This window comes from Sphingomonas sp. VDB2 (assembly GCF_047946695.1).
Lineage (GTDB): Bacteria > Pseudomonadota > Alphaproteobacteria > Sphingomonadales > Sphingomonadaceae > Sphingobium > Sphingobium bisphenolicum.
Window position 1 is genome coordinate 553,895 of the sequence record NZ_CP159616.1, and the last position, 15,250, is coordinate 569,144.

The window sequence follows — 15,250 nt, forward strand, 5'->3', positions numbered from 1 at the left end:
GATCGACAGGCACGCTACCGGACGGGCTATGCCATGCGCTCTACCACCATGGCGATGCCCTGTCCGCCGCCGATACACATGGTGATCAAGCCGTAGCGGCCCTTGATGCGCTCCAGTTCGTAAATCGCCTTGACGGTCAATATCGCGCCGGTCGCACCGACCGGATGACCCAGAGCCACGCCGGACCCGTTCGGATTGACCTTCGCCGGATCGAATTTCAGGACTTTGGCGACGGCGCAGGCCTGGGCCGCGAAGGCTTCGTTCGATTCGATCACATCCATCTGGTCGAGGGTAAGACCCGCCCGCTCAAGCGCGATGGGAACGGCCTTGACCGGGCCGATGCCCATGCGGTCCGGTTGCACGCCGGCATGACCCCATGCGACGATCCGGGCCAGCGGTCTCAGATTGCCTGCGTCCACGGCCGCCTGCGACGCGAGAACCAGGGCGGCAGCACCGTCGTTGATCCCCGAAGCATTGCCGGCGGTTACGGTACCGTCCGCCTTGAAGGCGGGCTTCAGACCGGCAAGCTGTTCTGCGCTGGCATCCGCGCGAACATGCTCGTCGGTGTCGAACAGCCTCGTCCCTTTCCGATCCTTGACCGTGATCGGCAGGATTTGCGACGAAAAGCGTCCTTCGCGCTGGGCACGGGTCGCCCGGTAGTGGCTTTCGACGGCCAGGCGATCCTGATCCTCGCGCGAGATGGCATGATCTGCGGCCACATTTTCAGCAGTCACGCCCATATGCATGCCTTCGAACGGGTCGCTCAACACCGCGATCAGGGCATCGACCATCTTGACGTCGCCCATCTTCTGCCCGAACCGGGCCGCGGCGACATGGTGCGGGGACCGGGTCATCGATTCCGCGCCACCGGCGACAGCGAAATCGCATTCACCCAGGGCCAGCATCTGCGCGGCGGAGATGATTGCCTGAACGCCCGAACCGCATAGCCGGTTCAGCGTGAGGGCGGGCGCCTCGATCGGAATGCCGGCTTCGACCGCAGCCACCCGCGCCAGATAGGCGTCCTTGGGTTCGCTGGGGATGACGTTGCCCATGACGACATGGCCGATCTGATCGGCCGCGACACCGGACCGTGCGATCGCTTCGGCTATGACCGCGGCGCCCAGTTTCGCCGGCGGATAATCCTTCAGGCTACCGCCAAAGTCGCCTATCGCAGTACGAACGCCCGCCAGAATATATGCAGGTGTCATAAGCGCTCCTTAAACTGGGTAACGAGATACAGGCGGCGAACATCATGTGATCGGTGGTGTCCGCTATGGCCGCGTGGATAGCCGTCGATGCGGCATATGTGCAAGCCGCAACCGGCCCGCATCATGCAAGTTCGAAACCCTCATAGCCGCCATAGGCGACCTCCTCGCAACGCTTGCGATATTCCGGGCCACCACCGACATAGACGAGGGTGCGGCGCACGGTGGTGCCATCCGGCTTGTGCGTCACCTTCACCCACCAGGCATTGGTGTCGGCCATCAGCGTCCTGGCAAAATCCGCATAGACCGCGTCGGTCCACTGTTTTTCGGCTGCCTGCGAGGGCTGCGAACGGCTATAGTTGCCAGCCTTCATATAGCATAGCATCTGCGTGACCCATTCGGCCTGCAGCGCGCCGCACACCCCGACATTGCAAAAGGCCGAACCATTGTGCGGGCCGACCAGCGTATAGAAATTGGGAAATCCGCGAGCCTGGAGCCCCAGATAGGTGGAAGGGCCATCGGCCCAGGCGTCGACCAGACGCAGGCCGTCCTGACCACGGATATCGATCCGGTCGAGCGATCCGGTTATGCCATCGAATCCGGTCGCAAAGATGATGACGTCCAGATCATAGATCTGGCCGTCGATCTTTGCGCCGCGTGCGACGAACTCGTCGATGGGCGTCGTCTTTATGTCGACCAGATGGACGTTGGACTGGTTGTAGCTTTCATAATAGTTGGTTTCCATGGGCACGCGCTTCGCACCGAATGGATGGTCGACCGGAATGAGCTTTTCGGCCACTTCCGGATCATTGACCCGCTGCCTGATCTTGTCGGCGACAAAATCCGCCAATATCTTGTTCGATTCCTTGCTCAGCAACAGGTCGCGAAAGCTGCTCAGCCAGATGCCATAGCCGGGACGATCATAAAGCATTTCAAAAAATGCGCTTCGCTCCTTTTCCGGGACTTCGGATGTTTTGCGCGTATCGCGATGATAGGGGAAGGCGGTGGGCGTCGTCTTCACATATTCGAGTATGGTGGGGAAACGCGATTTGATGAGATCCATTTCCGCGTCGCTCAGAGCCGAATTGCCAAGCGGCGTGCACCAGTTGGGCGTGCGCTGGAAGACGAACAGTTCCTGTGCCGTTTCCGCGACGATGGGAATGATCTGGACGCCGGTGGCGCCGGTGCCGATCACGCCGACGCGCTTGCCGGCAAAGTCGATATCCCTTGGCTTCCCTTCCGCGTCTGTCGGCCAGCGCGACGAATGGAAGGCTTCGCCCCGGAACAGGTCCAGCCCCTTATAATAGGGCATGCTGGATGCCGACAGCGGACCGGTGGCCGATATCAGATAGCGGCAGGTCAGATCGGTGCCGTCGTCCAGCCGGACATTCCAGACATTGGTCTCATCGTCATAGTGCGCGGCCAAGACCTTCGTCTTGAACTTGTAGAACCGACGGATGTCCATCTTGTCGGCCGCAGCATTGACGTAACGCAGCATTTCGGGCTGACCTGCGAAATTCTCGCTCCATCGCCATTCGGGCATGATGCCCTTGAGCGCGAAATAGCCATAGGCGTAGCTTTCCGTATCCAGTCGGCATCCCGGATAGCGGTTCCAGTACCAGGTACCGCCGACATCTCCGGCGGCATCGACACCCAATACGCTCATCCCATTCTGGTCGAGCAGATAGGTTTGATAGATGCCGGTGATGCCCGCACCGATCACGACCGCGTCATAATCGGGATTGCTGATAGTCGGCATGTCCTGTGATTTTCCTGGCGCGAGGGTTGATGGGACGTCGCCGACCGATATGCGATGGGTGCCTGGACATGGGAGATGGAGGGCAGGGACCATTTTCCCCTGCCCTCCAAGATGCGATTTCAGAAGCGGTAGGTCACTTCCGCGCCGAACGTCTGGGGCTCACCCCAGATCGCCGTATTGAAACCGCCGCTGCCGCCTTCGACATAACCCGAATTATAGTAGAATTCGTTCGAGCAGGTTCTTGGCATAAGCCGCGACCGAGAATTTACTGCCCATAACATCGTTCCAGCTCAGCCGGACATCGACGGTTGCATAGCCGGGCAATTTGGTGCGGGGCGTGATCGAGCCTTCATTGTTGGAGAAATGGGTGGACGTCTGGCCGAACACGTCAGTGCGCAGTTTTACCTTACCGATGTCTTCCGACAGCGGCATGGTGATCTCGGCAAAGACCGAACCTGCCCATTTGGGCGCGTCCGAATAGGTATCGAACGGAATGATCGGCCCGCCCAGCGGCGCGAGATCAACGATGTTCTTGGTGAACTTCGCATCGGTATAGGCGCCCGATATGCCCAGTTCCAGCCAATCGCTCGGCTTGATGTTCGCGTCGAATTCCACGCCCTGGATGCGCTTTTCAGGCACGTTGACGGTGAAGGCCGACGGGCCTGCGCCCAGATCGACGAACAGGGAATGCTGGGCGTGTTTCACGATCTGGCGGTAGAGGGCCAGATTGATCCGTGTCGGCATCGACCCCAGATAGTCGTTGAACTTGTAGCCCAGTTCGAAGTCGTAGGTGTTTTCGTTGCCGAAGAAGTTGGCATTGTTGAACGGACCGACCGCACCATTGAAACCGCCGGCGCGGAAGCTGCCACGCTGGGCGAAATAGACCATGTTGCCGGAATTGATCTGATACTGGATATTGAAAGTCCAGCTTGGATCATGGAGCTTGGCTTCCTGTTTGAGAGGCGTGGAGCCACTGAGATTGAAGAGACTTCCGGCCTTCTGGCGAAGGCTCACCGTTTCCCAGCTATAGCGTCCGCCAGCCGTCACGCTCAGCTTGTCGGTCACAGCATAGGTCAACTGGCCGAATACCGCTTTCGACTCGTTCCCGACTTGATAATTATAGGCGATGTCCGCGAGCGGCGTCGGCAGTTCCGCGCCGACAATGACAGGAATATATTCCTGCTTGGTGGTGTCGGAGTAGAACACGCCGAGGATATATTCGAGACCGCCGGTTTTACCCTGCAACTGCAGCTCATTGGAAATCCGCTCGGTCTTGAACACTTCGCCACCGGGAGGGCCGTTGCCGAGACCGGAGCGATTATAGAGGCTCAATGAACCGAAGGGCGAACCTGTCAGAATGCCCGGCGTGCGCGCGAAGGCATCTGCATAGTTGAAGATGTTCTTGAGCACGACGTCGTCGCCGATTTCCGCCTCGACGGTGTTGGTGATGAACGCGGTGTGCGCCTTGTGGGGCAGGTCGTAGCTGAGCCAGACCTTATAGGGGTTGGCCTGCTGCCATGCCAGATAGCCCGCCACCGCGCCTGGCCATGTGCCGTCGCCCCGCGGCCCATCGCCGATCAGCGGCGCGAAGGGACTGTTCGTCCCGTACAGCGTGTCGAGCGTGCTGTTGAGGACATAGCCATTATTGACCTCGCCCACCTTATGATAGGAATAGAGGCCGCCCGCGCCTTCCGAGCCGCCGAAATCGCTATATTGCGCGACGGTCGTCATCTTGAAACCATCCCGCGGCTCGAGCACGACCGTGATACGACCGGACAGAGAATCGGTATCGCCCAGCGTATTGCCGGTCTTGACATTGCGAATATAACCGTCCTGCTTGTTATAGTCGCCGGCGACACGGACCTTGATGATATCGGAAACAGGAATGTCCACAGCGCCCTGAACCTGGATATAGTTGCGCTGCCCTCCCTTGACGGTCAGGAAGCCGCCGAAGTCATCACCAGGCTTGGTGGTTTCGTACAATATTGCGCCTCCGGTCGCATTGCGACCAAACAGCGTTCCTTGCGGTCCCTTGAGCACCTGCACGGAACTGAAGTCGAAAAAGGCCGTCGACGTGTTGCCTTCGGTTGCCGGCGCTTCGTTGATATAAGTGAGAACGGCGGGGCTTGAGCCGGAAAATGGGTCGAGCGTCTGGCCACGCAGCGTGAAGTTGAGCTGGTTGGAATTCTGGCCGCTCTTGACCACCAGGCCGGGGACCAGAGCCGCAAGGTCCTGCTCGCTGGCCACGTTGCGCGACTGAAGCGTATCGGCATTGAACGCCGAGACCGCGACCGGAACCTTGGACAGGGATTGTTCCCGCCGTTGCGCGGTGACGACGATGTCGGCCGGGGACGCGATTTTTTCGTTGCTCTGGCCTTCGTCCCCTGCCCCCGGGGCATCCTGGCCAAATGCAGGCACCGCAGCCAACAGCCCTATAGTGGCAATGCCGCAAGCCAATTGTCGCTTACCATTCATGACGCTCTCCCATTTTGCCGTGCCCGTCCAGGCATCTTTGAGAACCTCAAACTAACTTTGATTAGGCAAATGTCAACCGGCAAGCGTGGCCAGCGGCGGTTTATGCACGCAAATGGGAAAGTACGGGCCGTCCGCTACACTGATATCTATATTTTATCGTTTTTTAACAGATATTTATAGAATTATCATTTCCAGTAAATCCTTCTTTGATTTTCGAACGAGCGAGGATTTCCGCATACCCACATGTCTTGCAAAACAAATATAAATTAGGTTGTATTGAGAGGAGTCGTCGGGGGCTGCGCCGGCTTCACGGCGGAGTGCAAGGGCAAGAGCATCAGATGCCTGTCCAGCGAGATGGCGTTGCGACGGATCCGATAGCCGCTTCCGCTCGGCCGCGTCCGCGGCCAGACCCTGCTGCGGATCGAACATAGCTTGGCGATTCTCGCCCGATGGTCCGGCCCCACCTGACGACAGGCCCAAGGCAGCGCAAGCGGGCGCGCGTCGGCGATGCCTCAATGGGGCGAGGCCACTCATCACCCCATCCTCACCTTTCGAGCGGAAGGACTGGTCATGGCGCCGCGGCGCTATTTGCTGCTGGAATTTATGTCGCCCGCATCTGCAAGCGCCGGATCGATGTAAACCGCCCCATCCCATTGCCCATCGGGATCAGGCGCCTAGCCCGCTGCAAGCCTCTGGAGCAGGATCATCACAAACACGCCAGTGGCGCAGCCAAGCAGGAAACTGGGCGAGTCACGCATGGTGAAGCGGATGACGCGCGGGCCGGGTCGCGATCTCCATGACCCCACCGGTCAGGCGACGATCGCGGGATGGGCTATGCGCGGATCGCCCAGCATCGCCCGATAGGATGGCGGGGTACGCCCGCCGCTTTCGGTGATGCCGTAGCGCGCGGCGATTTCGGCGGTGATGAAGGTCTGGCCGTTGAGTGCATCGCGGTCCGGATCATCATGGATCGCCGCAATCACTCGCCCGTTAAACTCGGGCGTTTCAGCGTCCGCCATGAATTTTGCATATTGGTCTGGATGATCGGACAGGGTCTGGGCGCTGCGCTCGGTCAGCAGCGGCCCCATCCATAGCGCGACCGCGGTGACGCCGGTGTCGCGGAAATCCACGCCCATGTCGGCGGCAAATTTGTCCACGCCCGCCTTCTGCGCGCCATAGGCCGCGCCATGCATATAGCAGACCGAGCCGAAGGAGGAGGTGAAGGCGATCAGTCCGCTGTTCGCCGGCACCATCATCCGCGCCGCGTGCCAGCTCGCCAGATAATGGGAGCGCAGCCCGACATCGAGAATGCCGACCAGATCGGTCGATTTTTCCCAGAAAGGGCCAGGCTTGACGAGGTCGTCGTGCAGCGCCGCGACGTTGTTGACGAGGATGTCGAGGCGGCCGCTTTCCTGCGCGACGCGATCGAACAGCGCGGCGATCGCGGCGGCATCGCCATGATCGACCTGCACCGCCCTGCCCTCGCCCCCGGCCGCATCCACCTGCGCAGCCGTCGCGCCGATCGTGCCGGGCAAGGGCGCCTGCCCGTCGCGCACGGTGCGGCCGGTCACATAGACGCGATAGCCCGCTCCCCCCAACGCCACTGCGATCCCGCGGCCCGCACCCCGGCTGGCGCCGGTGACGATCGCCACCGGACGTTCACTCCGTTCCATCATGCTCTCCTTCAGGCCGCGGCGCTGGACTTGCGCTTGTCGAGCGTCACATAGAGGCCGTTGGTGCGCTTATGCGCGTCCGGCGCCTGGTCGCGCGGGTTGTAGAATTGCTTGTACCAGAGGCGAACCTTGCCATAGGGGCCGTCATTGGGAACCACCAACGGGTTGAGGCAGGCGCGCTTGTTCTGCCAGATTTCGACATCCTGCGCGAAGGCCAGGCGGCTGCCCTCCTGATATTCCAGCGCGGCGGCGCGCAGATCGTCGGTGATCGGCGTGGAGCCGTCATTCACCTGCACCATCAGCCCGTGCCAGACGCGGATCCTGCCATCCTCGATCGGGGTATGGGTGATCATGATGAAGCTGTTGAACGCGCCCTCCATCTCCGACTGCAGGATCGACGGACCGGCATACCAGGTATCGAGGGTCAGCACGTCCTCGGGATTGAGTGTCAATGTCCGATGTCCGGCGGCATAATATTGATGAACGACATGGTCCTTGAACTCATTGGCGAAGTAGACGAAGTCCTTGGCGCCATGGATCGGGACGAAATGGCCATAGTCGGCCATATTGTCGACCACTTCGATCGGGTGGATGTCGAGGTCGCCCATATAGTCGACCTTCCAATGGACCCAGCCGGGCTGGTCCCAATGGCCGCCAAAGTCAGGCAGATCGAAATCGGGCTCCAGCCCTTCGGGATCATGCCACAGCCACAATATGCCCGCGCGCTCGATCACCGGAAAGCTTTTAAGCTTCGCCGCCTTGGGCACGAAGTCGGAATAGGGGATATGGTTGCACTGGCCGTCGGGGCCGTAGCGCCAGCCGTGGAAAGGGCAGCGGATCGATTCGCCCTCCACCTGCTCGCCGTCGCGCACGATATAGCTGGTCGTGTTCTTCGCCAGATGCGCGCCCATATGCGGGCAATAGGCCTCCACCACATAGGGCTGGCCGCTTTGCCCGCGATACAGGACCAGATCCTGCCCGAAATAGCGGATCGCGCTGGGCGTCGATGACGCCTCCGCGCTTTCGCCGATCATGAACCAGCCGCGTGGGAAGTCATATTCACCCAGACGATAATCCGACGACGTAGCCATATATATATCCTCTCGCTCCGCATCCTGTAGCACGGATGGTCCCCGCACGCCATAGCGAATGGCGCGTCATCGTCGCCATATCCGCAATCATTCTACGCAAAGTACAATTATAAATTCAATATAGTTATTGATTGCGGATATAATTGCCGGATATGTCCTGCGTCAACCCGACAGGGAAATGCCCTGCGACAACCGAACGGGCGAGAACCCCGCGGACCCGGCAGGAAAAGGAGAGAGAGATGCTGCTGCAAGACAAGGTGGTGATCGTCAGTGGCGTAGGCCCTGGCATGGGGCAGGCGCTCGCACGGATCGCAGCGGCCGAAGGCGCCAGCGTCATACTTGCGGCCCGCAACGCGGCGTTCCTGGAGGAGGTTCGCGCCGACATCGTGGCTGACGGTGGCCAGGCCATCGCCGTCGCCTGCGACGTCGCCGACGCGGCCCAGTGCACCGCGCTGGCCGAACGCGCCGCAGCGGCCTTTGGCGGCCGTGTCGATGGGCTGGTGAACAGCGCTTATTATCATGGCGACTGGAGCTTCATCGCCAATGCCGATCCCGCCGACATGGCCAAGGCGTTCGACGTCAATTGTCTCGGCGCGCTGCGGCTGACGCAGGCCTGCACCCCCTATTTGCGCGACGGCGGCGCGGTGGTGAACGTGTCCACCATGGCGACGGTGCGCCCCTTTGGCGGCGAGCATGGCATGGAGATGGGTTATGCGGTGGCGAAGGGCGCGCTCAATACGCTGACCAAATATATGGCGAGCGACCTTGGCCGCGTCGGCATCCGGGTCAATACCTGCCGCATGGGCTGGATCCATGGCGCACCGGTGGAGCAGCATATCCAGACGCAGGTCGATGCGGGGCAAGCGCGCGACGCAGTGGTCGCGGGGATCACGCGCGACATCCCGATCGGCATCATTCCGCCGGAGGACGATTGCGCGCGCGCGGTGCTGATGATGATTTCCGACTATGCGCGGGTCGTCAGCGGCGCGACGCTCGACGTCAATGGCGGCCACTGGATGGCGCCGTGACCCCGCGCTTTGCCGGCAAGTCCGCGATCGTGACCGGGGCGGCGTCTGGGATCGGCCTGGCGGTCGCCAAGCGGCTGGCGGCGGAGGGCGCGCGGGTGGTGATCGGCGACCGCAATGTCGAGGGATTGGAAGCGGCCGCGCATGACATCGGCAACGCGGCTACTGCTGTCGCACTCGATGTCGCGGATGCAGCGTCCTGCCGGGCGATGGTCGACCGGGCGGTGGCGCTGAACGGCGGGCTGGACGTGCTGTGCAATATCGCCGGCATATTGGATTTCGGCCGGCTGGCGGACGTGGACGAAGGCCGCTGGGACCGGGTGATCGCGATCAATTTGAGCGGCGTCTATCATATGGTGCGCGCGGCGATGCCGCATCTGGTCGAGCGGCGCGGGACGATCGTCAACATGGCGTCGGCGGCGGGCCTGGTCGGCGTGCCGTTCAACGCGGCCTATAGCGCGTCGAAACATGGCGTTATCGGCCTGACCAAGGCGCTGGCGCTGGAATTTTCGAAGGAAGGCGTGCGGGTCAACGCCGTCTGCCCCACCGGGGTCAAGACGCCGATGGTCGCGCAGGCGTCCCGTGCGGACATCGACTGGTCGATGGCGATGCGCGCCGCGCCCTGGCTGGACGACGGCGCATTGTGCGACCCGGAAGATATCGCCGACGCCGTCGCCTTCCTTGCGTCGCACGAGGCGAAACGAATCACCGGCACGGCGCTGGCCGTCGATGGCGGCCAGACCGCCGGCTAACCCAAGATGAGTCAGGAGAAGATGGAAATGGCCACGCAACCCGAAGATATTGCTGCGCCGCCTCTCGACCGCGAGACGCTGTTGCAGCAGGCGCGCGAACGGGCGCAGCTGGCGGACTTTGGCGACCTGTGGTTCCTGGAGCCGATGGACCAGTTGATCGCCGCGTCCAACCGCGAAGGGCGCCTGACCGCCGACGGCCATGCCGCGCAAACCGAATCGATCGTCAAGGGCCTGACCAGCCGGCTGCGCATGGTGGAGGACATCAGGCGCCATCCCGAAATATTGGACGAACAAGTCGAGGTCGCGGGCATCATATTGGGCCTGCCGCGCACCGGCAGCACCATTTTCCAGCGCCTGCTCGCCAGCGCGCCGGGAATGACCGGCATCCGCTGGTATGAAGCGCAGAATTTCGCGCCCTTCCCCGGCGAGGAACGCGGCCATCCGGTCGAGCGGCGCGCCTATGCGCAGGCGATGATCGACGGCTGGCTGCAAGTCGCGCCGGAACTGGCGTCGATCCATCCGCTCGATCCCGACGCGCCGGACGAGGAGATACTGATCCTGGGCCAGATGTTCGTCAGCACCATGGTGGAGGCGATGAACTTCGTGCCGGACTTCGCGGGGTGGCTGAACGACTATGACCAGTCAAAGGGCCATGCGGACCTCAAGACGATCCTGCAATATCTGCAATGGCAGGACCCCGCCCGGCGCGGCCGGAAATGGATACTCAAAAGCCCGTCCAACCTGCCCTATGCCGAGATGGCGGCGGCGGCCTTTCCCGACGCCCTGCTCATCATGACGCATCGCGATCCGGTGCAGACCGTGCCATCCTATGTCTCGATGCAGGCCGCGCTCTACAAGTTGAGTGCGACCGTCAGCGACCATGAGGTCGGCGCCTTCTGGTTCCCGCGGCTGGTCGACTGGATGCAGCGGTTCGAGGCGGCGCGGGCGCGGATCGGCGAGCAACGCTTCGTCGACATCGATTACCGGCAGGTCGCGCGCGAACCGCTGGCGCAGGCCGAGCGGGTGTTGTCGCGCATGGGCATCGCCGTCGATGCCGGCATGGAAACGGTGCTGAACGAGTTTCTCGCGGGGAACAAGCGCGAGCAACGGCCGACGCACGATTATGCGCCGGAGCGTTTCGGCCTGGACGAAGAGGCGATCAAGCGCGCCTTCGCCGCTTATCGGGCGCGCTATATCGGCTGAAGCCCGTCCAGTCCGCGCACCGGCACCTGCAACCGTTCCAGCAGGGGCAGGCTACGCACGATATGCCCGGTCCATTCGGCAGCGGGGCGATGGCAGAGCTGCAATGCGGCTTCCGCCATCGCCTCGACCGGCTCGATATGGTCGCGCGCATCCCAGCCGCCCATCGCCATCGCCCCTTCGCTGGCGACCGCACCGACAGGAGCCAGCGCATTGACCGCGATCTTCTCACGCGACAATTCCGCCGCCCAGCCGGCGGTCAACCGGTCGAGCGCAGCCTTGGTCGTGCCATAGAGCGTCGCGTGGCCATCGCGGTTGAAGCGGACATAGCGATCGTCGGGGTCGTAGGGCGCAGGCGGTGGCCGGTCAGCGGTGGCGCTGGAGATGTTGCAGATCCAGCCTTCGCCCTGCGTCCGGAAATGCGGCAGGGCCTGCTGCGACAAGGCTTGCGGGGCATGGACATTCATCTGGAAGGCGAGATCGACATGGCGGGATTGCGCTTCCCAGATCGGCAGGAAGCGCGACCAGGCGGCGTTGTTGACCAGAATGTCGAGCCTGCCGAAATGCGCGACCGTTGCCGGCACGATGCGGGCGCGGTCGACAGGGTCGGCCAGATTGGCAGCGATCATCAGGCATTGGCCGCCGGCAGACCGGATACGCTCCGCCGTTTCCGTCAGCGATCCCGCGAGGGGGCCGCCTGGCGCTACGGTGCGCGCGACGATTGCGACCGCGGCTCCTTCGGCCGCGAATCTGCGCGCGATGGCGGCGCCGATGCCGCGACTGGCGCCGGTGACGATAGCGACGCGACCTTCCAGCAATTTCATCGACCTCTCCCCTGATCCAGCAGCAAATGCATCCGGCCGGTGGCGATCGGCCTGTCCCGGTCCGCCTGCCAGCAGATCGCATCGGCATTCACGACATGCCGCCCCACCCGGCTGAGCCGCGCCTGCGCAAATGTCTCGACCATCAATCCGCCGCGCAGGAAGTCGAAGCTGATGTTGATCGGCCTGGGCCGGGGACCATCGCTGTCCCGTTCCTGCGTGATCGCCTCCAGACAGGCCAGTTCCAGCAGACTGGCGATGACGCCGCCATAAAGGAAGCCCTGCCGCCCTTCCAGTTGCGTCGTAGCGGGCATCATCAGGCCGACCGTGCCCGGTTCCGAGGCGATGCTGGCGATGCCCAGCATCCGCGCATAAGGCGTGTCGGCGATCATGGCGCATCCGTGAAGAAGAAGCTGGCGGTGGCGAAGGCGATCGGGCTGGCGGGATCGCCGTCATGCACGTCGCAGCGGGTGAAGGCGACCTTGCGCGTCACATGATGGCAGGTGGCGCGCGCATGGAGGCTTTGCCCAGTCCTTGCGGGGCGCAGATTGTCGATATGCAGGTCCAGCGTCGCCATGCCGCGCCATTGCCGGGTCCGTGCGATGATCGCCGCGCCCGCCGCCGCATCGACCAGCGATATGACCGGTCCCGACGCCACCAACCCGGCATCGGGATCGATCAGGAAGCCGGGGGCGAAGGGGCAGGCCAGCTCGGCCCAGTCCGGCCCATTATCGACGGTGTAGATGCCCAGCAGGGCGTGATGCCCGCGCGGCGGCAGGTTTTTCAGCCGCTCGAACGGGTCATCCTCCTCCACCGCTCAGGCCGCGCCGCGGGGTTCGCGGGGCAGGCCCAGACCGCGTTCCGCGATCAGGTTGCGCTGAATCTGGTTGGTGCCGCCATAGATGGTATCGGATCGCGAGAAGAGGAACAGATTGGGCAGCGTATCCCACTCATAATCCGCCTGATCGCCGATCTCGCCGCCCTGGCCCAGAACGTCCATCGCCAGTTCACCCAGATTGCGGCGCCAGCTCGCCCACTGGATCTTGTAGGTCAGCGCCGCGCCGTCGATCTTGCTATGGTCGGTCTGCGACAGCATCCGCAACGCGCCATAGCGCATCAGACGCAGGCCGATTTCCGCTTTGGCGATCCGCTGGCGGATGAGCGGGTCATTGGCGGCGCCATTGGCCTTGGCGGCCGCGATGATCTCGTCCAGTTCGTTGCGGAAGCCCATTTGCTGGCCCAGCGTCGAAACGCCACGCTCGAACGCGAGCAGCCCCATGGCAATGCGCCATCCGTCGCCCTCCGCGCCGATCAGGCTGTCCGCCGGACAGCGTGCATCGGTGAAGAAGGTCTCGTTAAACTCGGCATCGCCGTTGATCTGGCGGATGCCGCGTATGTCGATGCCGGGCTGGTCGATCGGCATCATCAGGAAGGTCAGGCCTTTCGGTCCCTGCGACCCCTCCCGGGTGCGGGTAATGACGAAAATCCAGTCGGAAATATGCGCCAGGCTGGTCCATATCTTCTGGCCGTTGACGACCCATTCGTCGCCTTCCAGCCGCGCCTTGGTGCGCACGCTGGCGAGGTCCGACCCCGCATTGGGTTCGGAAAAGCCCTGGCAAAAAATGGTCCTGCCTGCCGCGATGTCGGGCAGGAAGCGTTGCTTTTGTTCCTGCGTGCCGAAGGTCAGGATCGTCGGCCCGGCCAGTTCGATGCCGATATGGTTGACCCGGCCCGGCACGCCGGCGCGGGCATATTCTTCTGCGAAGATCACCTGTTGCGCCAGCGTCGCGTCGCGCCCGCCCCATTCGACCGGCCAGCCGATGCAGGACCAGCGATGGGCGGCCAGTTGCCGTTCCCATTCCTTGCGCCGTTCGGGGCTGCCGGTCAGCTTCGTGACGCCCTTGATGTCGCGAAATTCGCCGGCCATCTGGCCGTTCAGCCAGTCGGCGCATTCCTGCCGGAACAGTTCGTCGGCGGGAGAAAAACCCAGTTTCATGCTGCTTCTCCCAGGATCATCGTGGCGATCGCTTCGCGGTGCCCATTGCCATTGCCCAGCATCGTCTGGAGCGACCGGGCGCGCTTGAAGAAGAGATGCGCGTCATGTTCCCAGGTGAAGCCGATGCCACCATGGAGCTGGATCATGTCCCCGGCGCAGCGGAAATAGGTGTCGGCGGCGAAGCTCTTGGCCGCATGGATCGCAAGGGGCGCGTCGTCCGCGCCCTCATCCACGGCGCAGGCCGCCCAATAGACGGCCGATCGGGCCTGTTCGATCTCGATCATCATGTCGGCGAGGCGATGCTTATAGGCCTGGAAGGAACCGATCTGGCGGCCGAACTGCACCCGCTCTTGCGCATAGGCGACAGTGCGGTCAAGGCAGGCCTGCGCGCCGCCAAGGGCTTCGGCGGCGACGGCGATGCAGGCGGCGCGATGGGCTGCGGCAAGCGCTGATGCCGGATCGGGGAGCGGTTCGCCCGGCGCGTCGGTCAGCACGATATGGGCCATCGGGCGGGTCTGGTCCATGCTGGTCTGGGCCGTGACGGCGACGCCCGGCGCATCGGCACGCACGATCCAAGCCCGTTGCCCGTCCGTGACCAGAAACAGGTCAGCGCTGGCGCCATGGGTGACGAAGCGCGAACCGCCGGTCAACCGGTCACCAGCGACATTGAGTGTCCCGTCAGCAAGATGGCCCGCTATCTGATCGCCCGACAGCAGGGCGGGAAGCCATGTCGTGCGCTGGGCATCGCTGCCGCCGGCGGCGATCGCCTGCCCCGCCTGCACCAGGCTGCCCAGCATGGGTAGCGCCGCGACCTGCGCACCGGCCGCTTCCGCGACGATCGCCAGTTCGACCATCCCCAGCCCTGCACCGCCCGCGCTTTCCGGCAGCCCGATGCCCGACAGTCCCAGTTCCTGGCAGAAGGCCCGCCACAACGCGCGGTCGATGCCGTCGCCCGCCGCCATCGCCTGGCGCGTGCGCGCGCTGGTCGCATGTTCCGTGAAGAAGGCGCGTGCCGTCTCCGCGATCATCTGCTGTTCGTCGGTAAATGCGAATTCCATTGCAGGCCGCCCTCAAAATCCCGTGGGGGAGCATGGCGGCACACGCCGCATTGCTTGCAGCGCATGACCGGACATGATGATGAGCCGCCTCTGGGGACGGGCGCATCCGCTCCTATCGCTGGCGGGCTTTGGCAATTTTCGCCGAAGCTCCCGCCTTCCATTCTGCTATATCATGCAGATTTGGGTTTCAAGCGG

13 protein-coding genes are annotated in these 15,250 nt (G+C 63.0%); 3 read left to right on the forward strand and 10 right to left on the reverse strand.

The genetic code is table 11. The features are described 5' to 3' along the window. Nucleotides 1-26 precede the first annotated feature (26 nt). From bktB to ABT375_RS20980, 5 genes are all read right to left on the reverse strand, one after another. Entirely contained in the window at nt 27-1,208 is a 1,182-nt protein-coding gene (bktB, locus tag ABT375_RS20960) for a beta-ketothiolase BktB (RefSeq protein WP_416465045.1), read from the reverse strand. A 121-nt stretch (nt 1,209-1,329) separates the two neighbouring features. Further along, entirely contained in the window at nt 1,330-2,964 is a 1,635-nt protein-coding gene (locus ABT375_RS20965) for a flavin-containing monooxygenase (RefSeq protein WP_416465046.1), read from the reverse strand. Nucleotides 2,965-3,177: 213 nt separating this feature from the next. Beyond that, nucleotides 3,178-5,439, reverse strand: a complete 2,262-nt coding sequence (locus tag ABT375_RS20970) for a TonB-dependent receptor (RefSeq protein ID WP_416465047.1) — start codon at nt 5,437-5,439, stop codon at nt 3,178-3,180. A gap of 809 nt (nt 5,440-6,248) precedes the next feature. Then, nucleotides 6,249-7,115: an SDR family NAD(P)-dependent oxidoreductase gene (locus ABT375_RS20975; RefSeq protein ID WP_416465048.1), complete on the reverse strand. Its 867-nt coding sequence runs from the start codon at nt 7,113-7,115 to the stop codon at nt 6,249-6,251. An 8-nt stretch (nt 7,116-7,123) separates the two neighbouring features. Then, a complete protein-coding gene (locus ABT375_RS20980; RefSeq protein ID WP_224549015.1) occupies nt 7,124-8,203 on the reverse strand; it encodes a Rieske 2Fe-2S domain-containing protein in 1,080 nt (359 codons plus the stop codon). Between the two features lie 239 nt (nt 8,204-8,442). On the opposite strand from ABT375_RS20980, the gene ABT375_RS20985 reads away from it, so the two are divergent. The 3 genes from ABT375_RS20985 to ABT375_RS20995 are packed head-to-tail and all read left to right on the forward strand — an operon-like array spanning nt 8,443 to nt 11,183. After that, entirely contained in the window at nt 8,443-9,231 is a 789-nt protein-coding gene (locus ABT375_RS20985) for an SDR family oxidoreductase (protein WP_416465049.1), read from the forward strand. Next, on the forward strand, nt 9,228-9,980 hold the full coding sequence (locus ABT375_RS20990; RefSeq protein ID WP_416465051.1) for an SDR family NAD(P)-dependent oxidoreductase: 753 nt from the start codon (nt 9,228-9,230) through the stop codon (nt 9,978-9,980). Before ABT375_RS20985 ends, ABT375_RS20990 begins: the two co-directional genes overlap by 4 nt. A 27-nt stretch (nt 9,981-10,007) precedes the next feature. Then, the gene (locus ABT375_RS20995; protein WP_416465053.1) at nt 10,008-11,183 is read left to right on the forward strand and encodes a sulfotransferase family protein; all 1,176 of its coding nucleotides are present in this window, start codon (nt 10,008-10,010) and stop codon (nt 11,181-11,183) included. On the opposite strand, the gene ABT375_RS21000 is transcribed toward ABT375_RS20995, so the two are convergent. The 5 genes from ABT375_RS21000 to ABT375_RS21020 are packed head-to-tail and all read right to left on the reverse strand — an operon-like array spanning nt 11,171 to nt 15,055. Continuing rightward, a complete protein-coding gene (locus tag ABT375_RS21000; protein WP_416465054.1) occupies nt 11,171-12,004 on the reverse strand; it encodes an SDR family NAD(P)-dependent oxidoreductase in 834 nt (277 codons plus the stop codon). The two genes, ABT375_RS20995 and ABT375_RS21000, sit on opposite strands and share 13 nt — an antisense overlap. Then, complete coding sequence (locus ABT375_RS21005) at nt 12,001-12,393, reverse strand: PaaI family thioesterase (RefSeq protein ID WP_416465055.1); 393 nt, start codon at nt 12,391-12,393, stop codon at nt 12,001-12,003. Before ABT375_RS21005 ends, ABT375_RS21000 begins: the two co-directional genes overlap by 4 nt. Next, the gene (locus tag ABT375_RS21010; RefSeq protein WP_416465056.1) at nt 12,390-12,815 is read right to left on the reverse strand and encodes a PaaI family thioesterase; all 426 of its coding nucleotides are present in this window, start codon (nt 12,813-12,815) and stop codon (nt 12,390-12,392) included. Before ABT375_RS21010 ends, ABT375_RS21005 begins: the two co-directional genes overlap by 4 nt. A gap of 3 nt (nt 12,816-12,818) precedes the next feature. Beyond that, nucleotides 12,819-13,997 (reverse strand): acyl-CoA dehydrogenase family protein, encoded by a 1,179-nt coding sequence (locus tag ABT375_RS21015; RefSeq protein ID WP_224549022.1) that lies wholly within the window; start codon nt 13,995-13,997, stop codon nt 12,819-12,821. Further along, nucleotides 13,994-15,055 (reverse strand): acyl-CoA dehydrogenase family protein, encoded by a 1,062-nt coding sequence (locus ABT375_RS21020; RefSeq protein ID WP_416465057.1) that lies wholly within the window; start codon nt 15,053-15,055, stop codon nt 13,994-13,996. Before ABT375_RS21020 ends, ABT375_RS21015 begins: the two co-directional genes overlap by 4 nt. Nucleotides 15,056-15,250: the final 195 nt, after the last annotated feature.

Excerpts from the sequence above, each read along its gene's own strand:
- bktB (WP_416465045.1), bottom strand. The coding sequence starts at position 1,208 with ATGACACCTGCATATATTCTGGCGGGCGTTCGTACTGCGATAGGCGAC.
- ABT375_RS20965 (WP_416465046.1), bottom strand. The coding sequence starts at position 2,964 with ATGCCGACTATCAGCAATCCCGATTATGACGCGGTCGTGATCGGTGCG.
- ABT375_RS20970 (WP_416465047.1), bottom strand. The coding sequence starts at position 5,439 with ATGAATGGTAAGCGACAATTGGCTTGCGGCATTGCCACTATAGGGCTG.
- ABT375_RS20975 (WP_416465048.1), bottom strand. The coding sequence starts at position 7,115 with ATGATGGAACGGAGTGAACGTCCGGTGGCGATCGTCACCGGCGCCAGC.
- ABT375_RS20980 (WP_224549015.1), bottom strand. The coding sequence starts at position 8,203 with ATGGCTACGTCGTCGGATTATCGTCTGGGTGAATATGACTTCCCACGC.
- ABT375_RS20985 (WP_416465049.1), top strand. The coding sequence starts at position 8,443 with ATGCTGCTGCAAGACAAGGTGGTGATCGTCAGTGGCGTAGGCCCTGGC.
- ABT375_RS20995 (WP_416465053.1), top strand. The coding sequence starts at position 10,008 with ATGGCCACGCAACCCGAAGATATTGCTGCGCCGCCTCTCGACCGCGAG.
- ABT375_RS21000 (WP_416465054.1), bottom strand. The coding sequence starts at position 12,004 with ATGAAATTGCTGGAAGGTCGCGTCGCTATCGTCACCGGCGCCAGTCGC.
- ABT375_RS21005 (WP_416465055.1), bottom strand. The coding sequence starts at position 12,393 with ATGATCGCCGACACGCCTTATGCGCGGATGCTGGGCATCGCCAGCATC.
- ABT375_RS21015 (WP_224549022.1), bottom strand. The coding sequence starts at position 13,997 with ATGAAACTGGGTTTTTCTCCCGCCGACGAACTGTTCCGGCAGGAATGC.
- ABT375_RS21020 (WP_416465057.1), bottom strand. The coding sequence starts at position 15,055 with ATGGAATTCGCATTTACCGACGAACAGCAGATGATCGCGGAGACGGCA.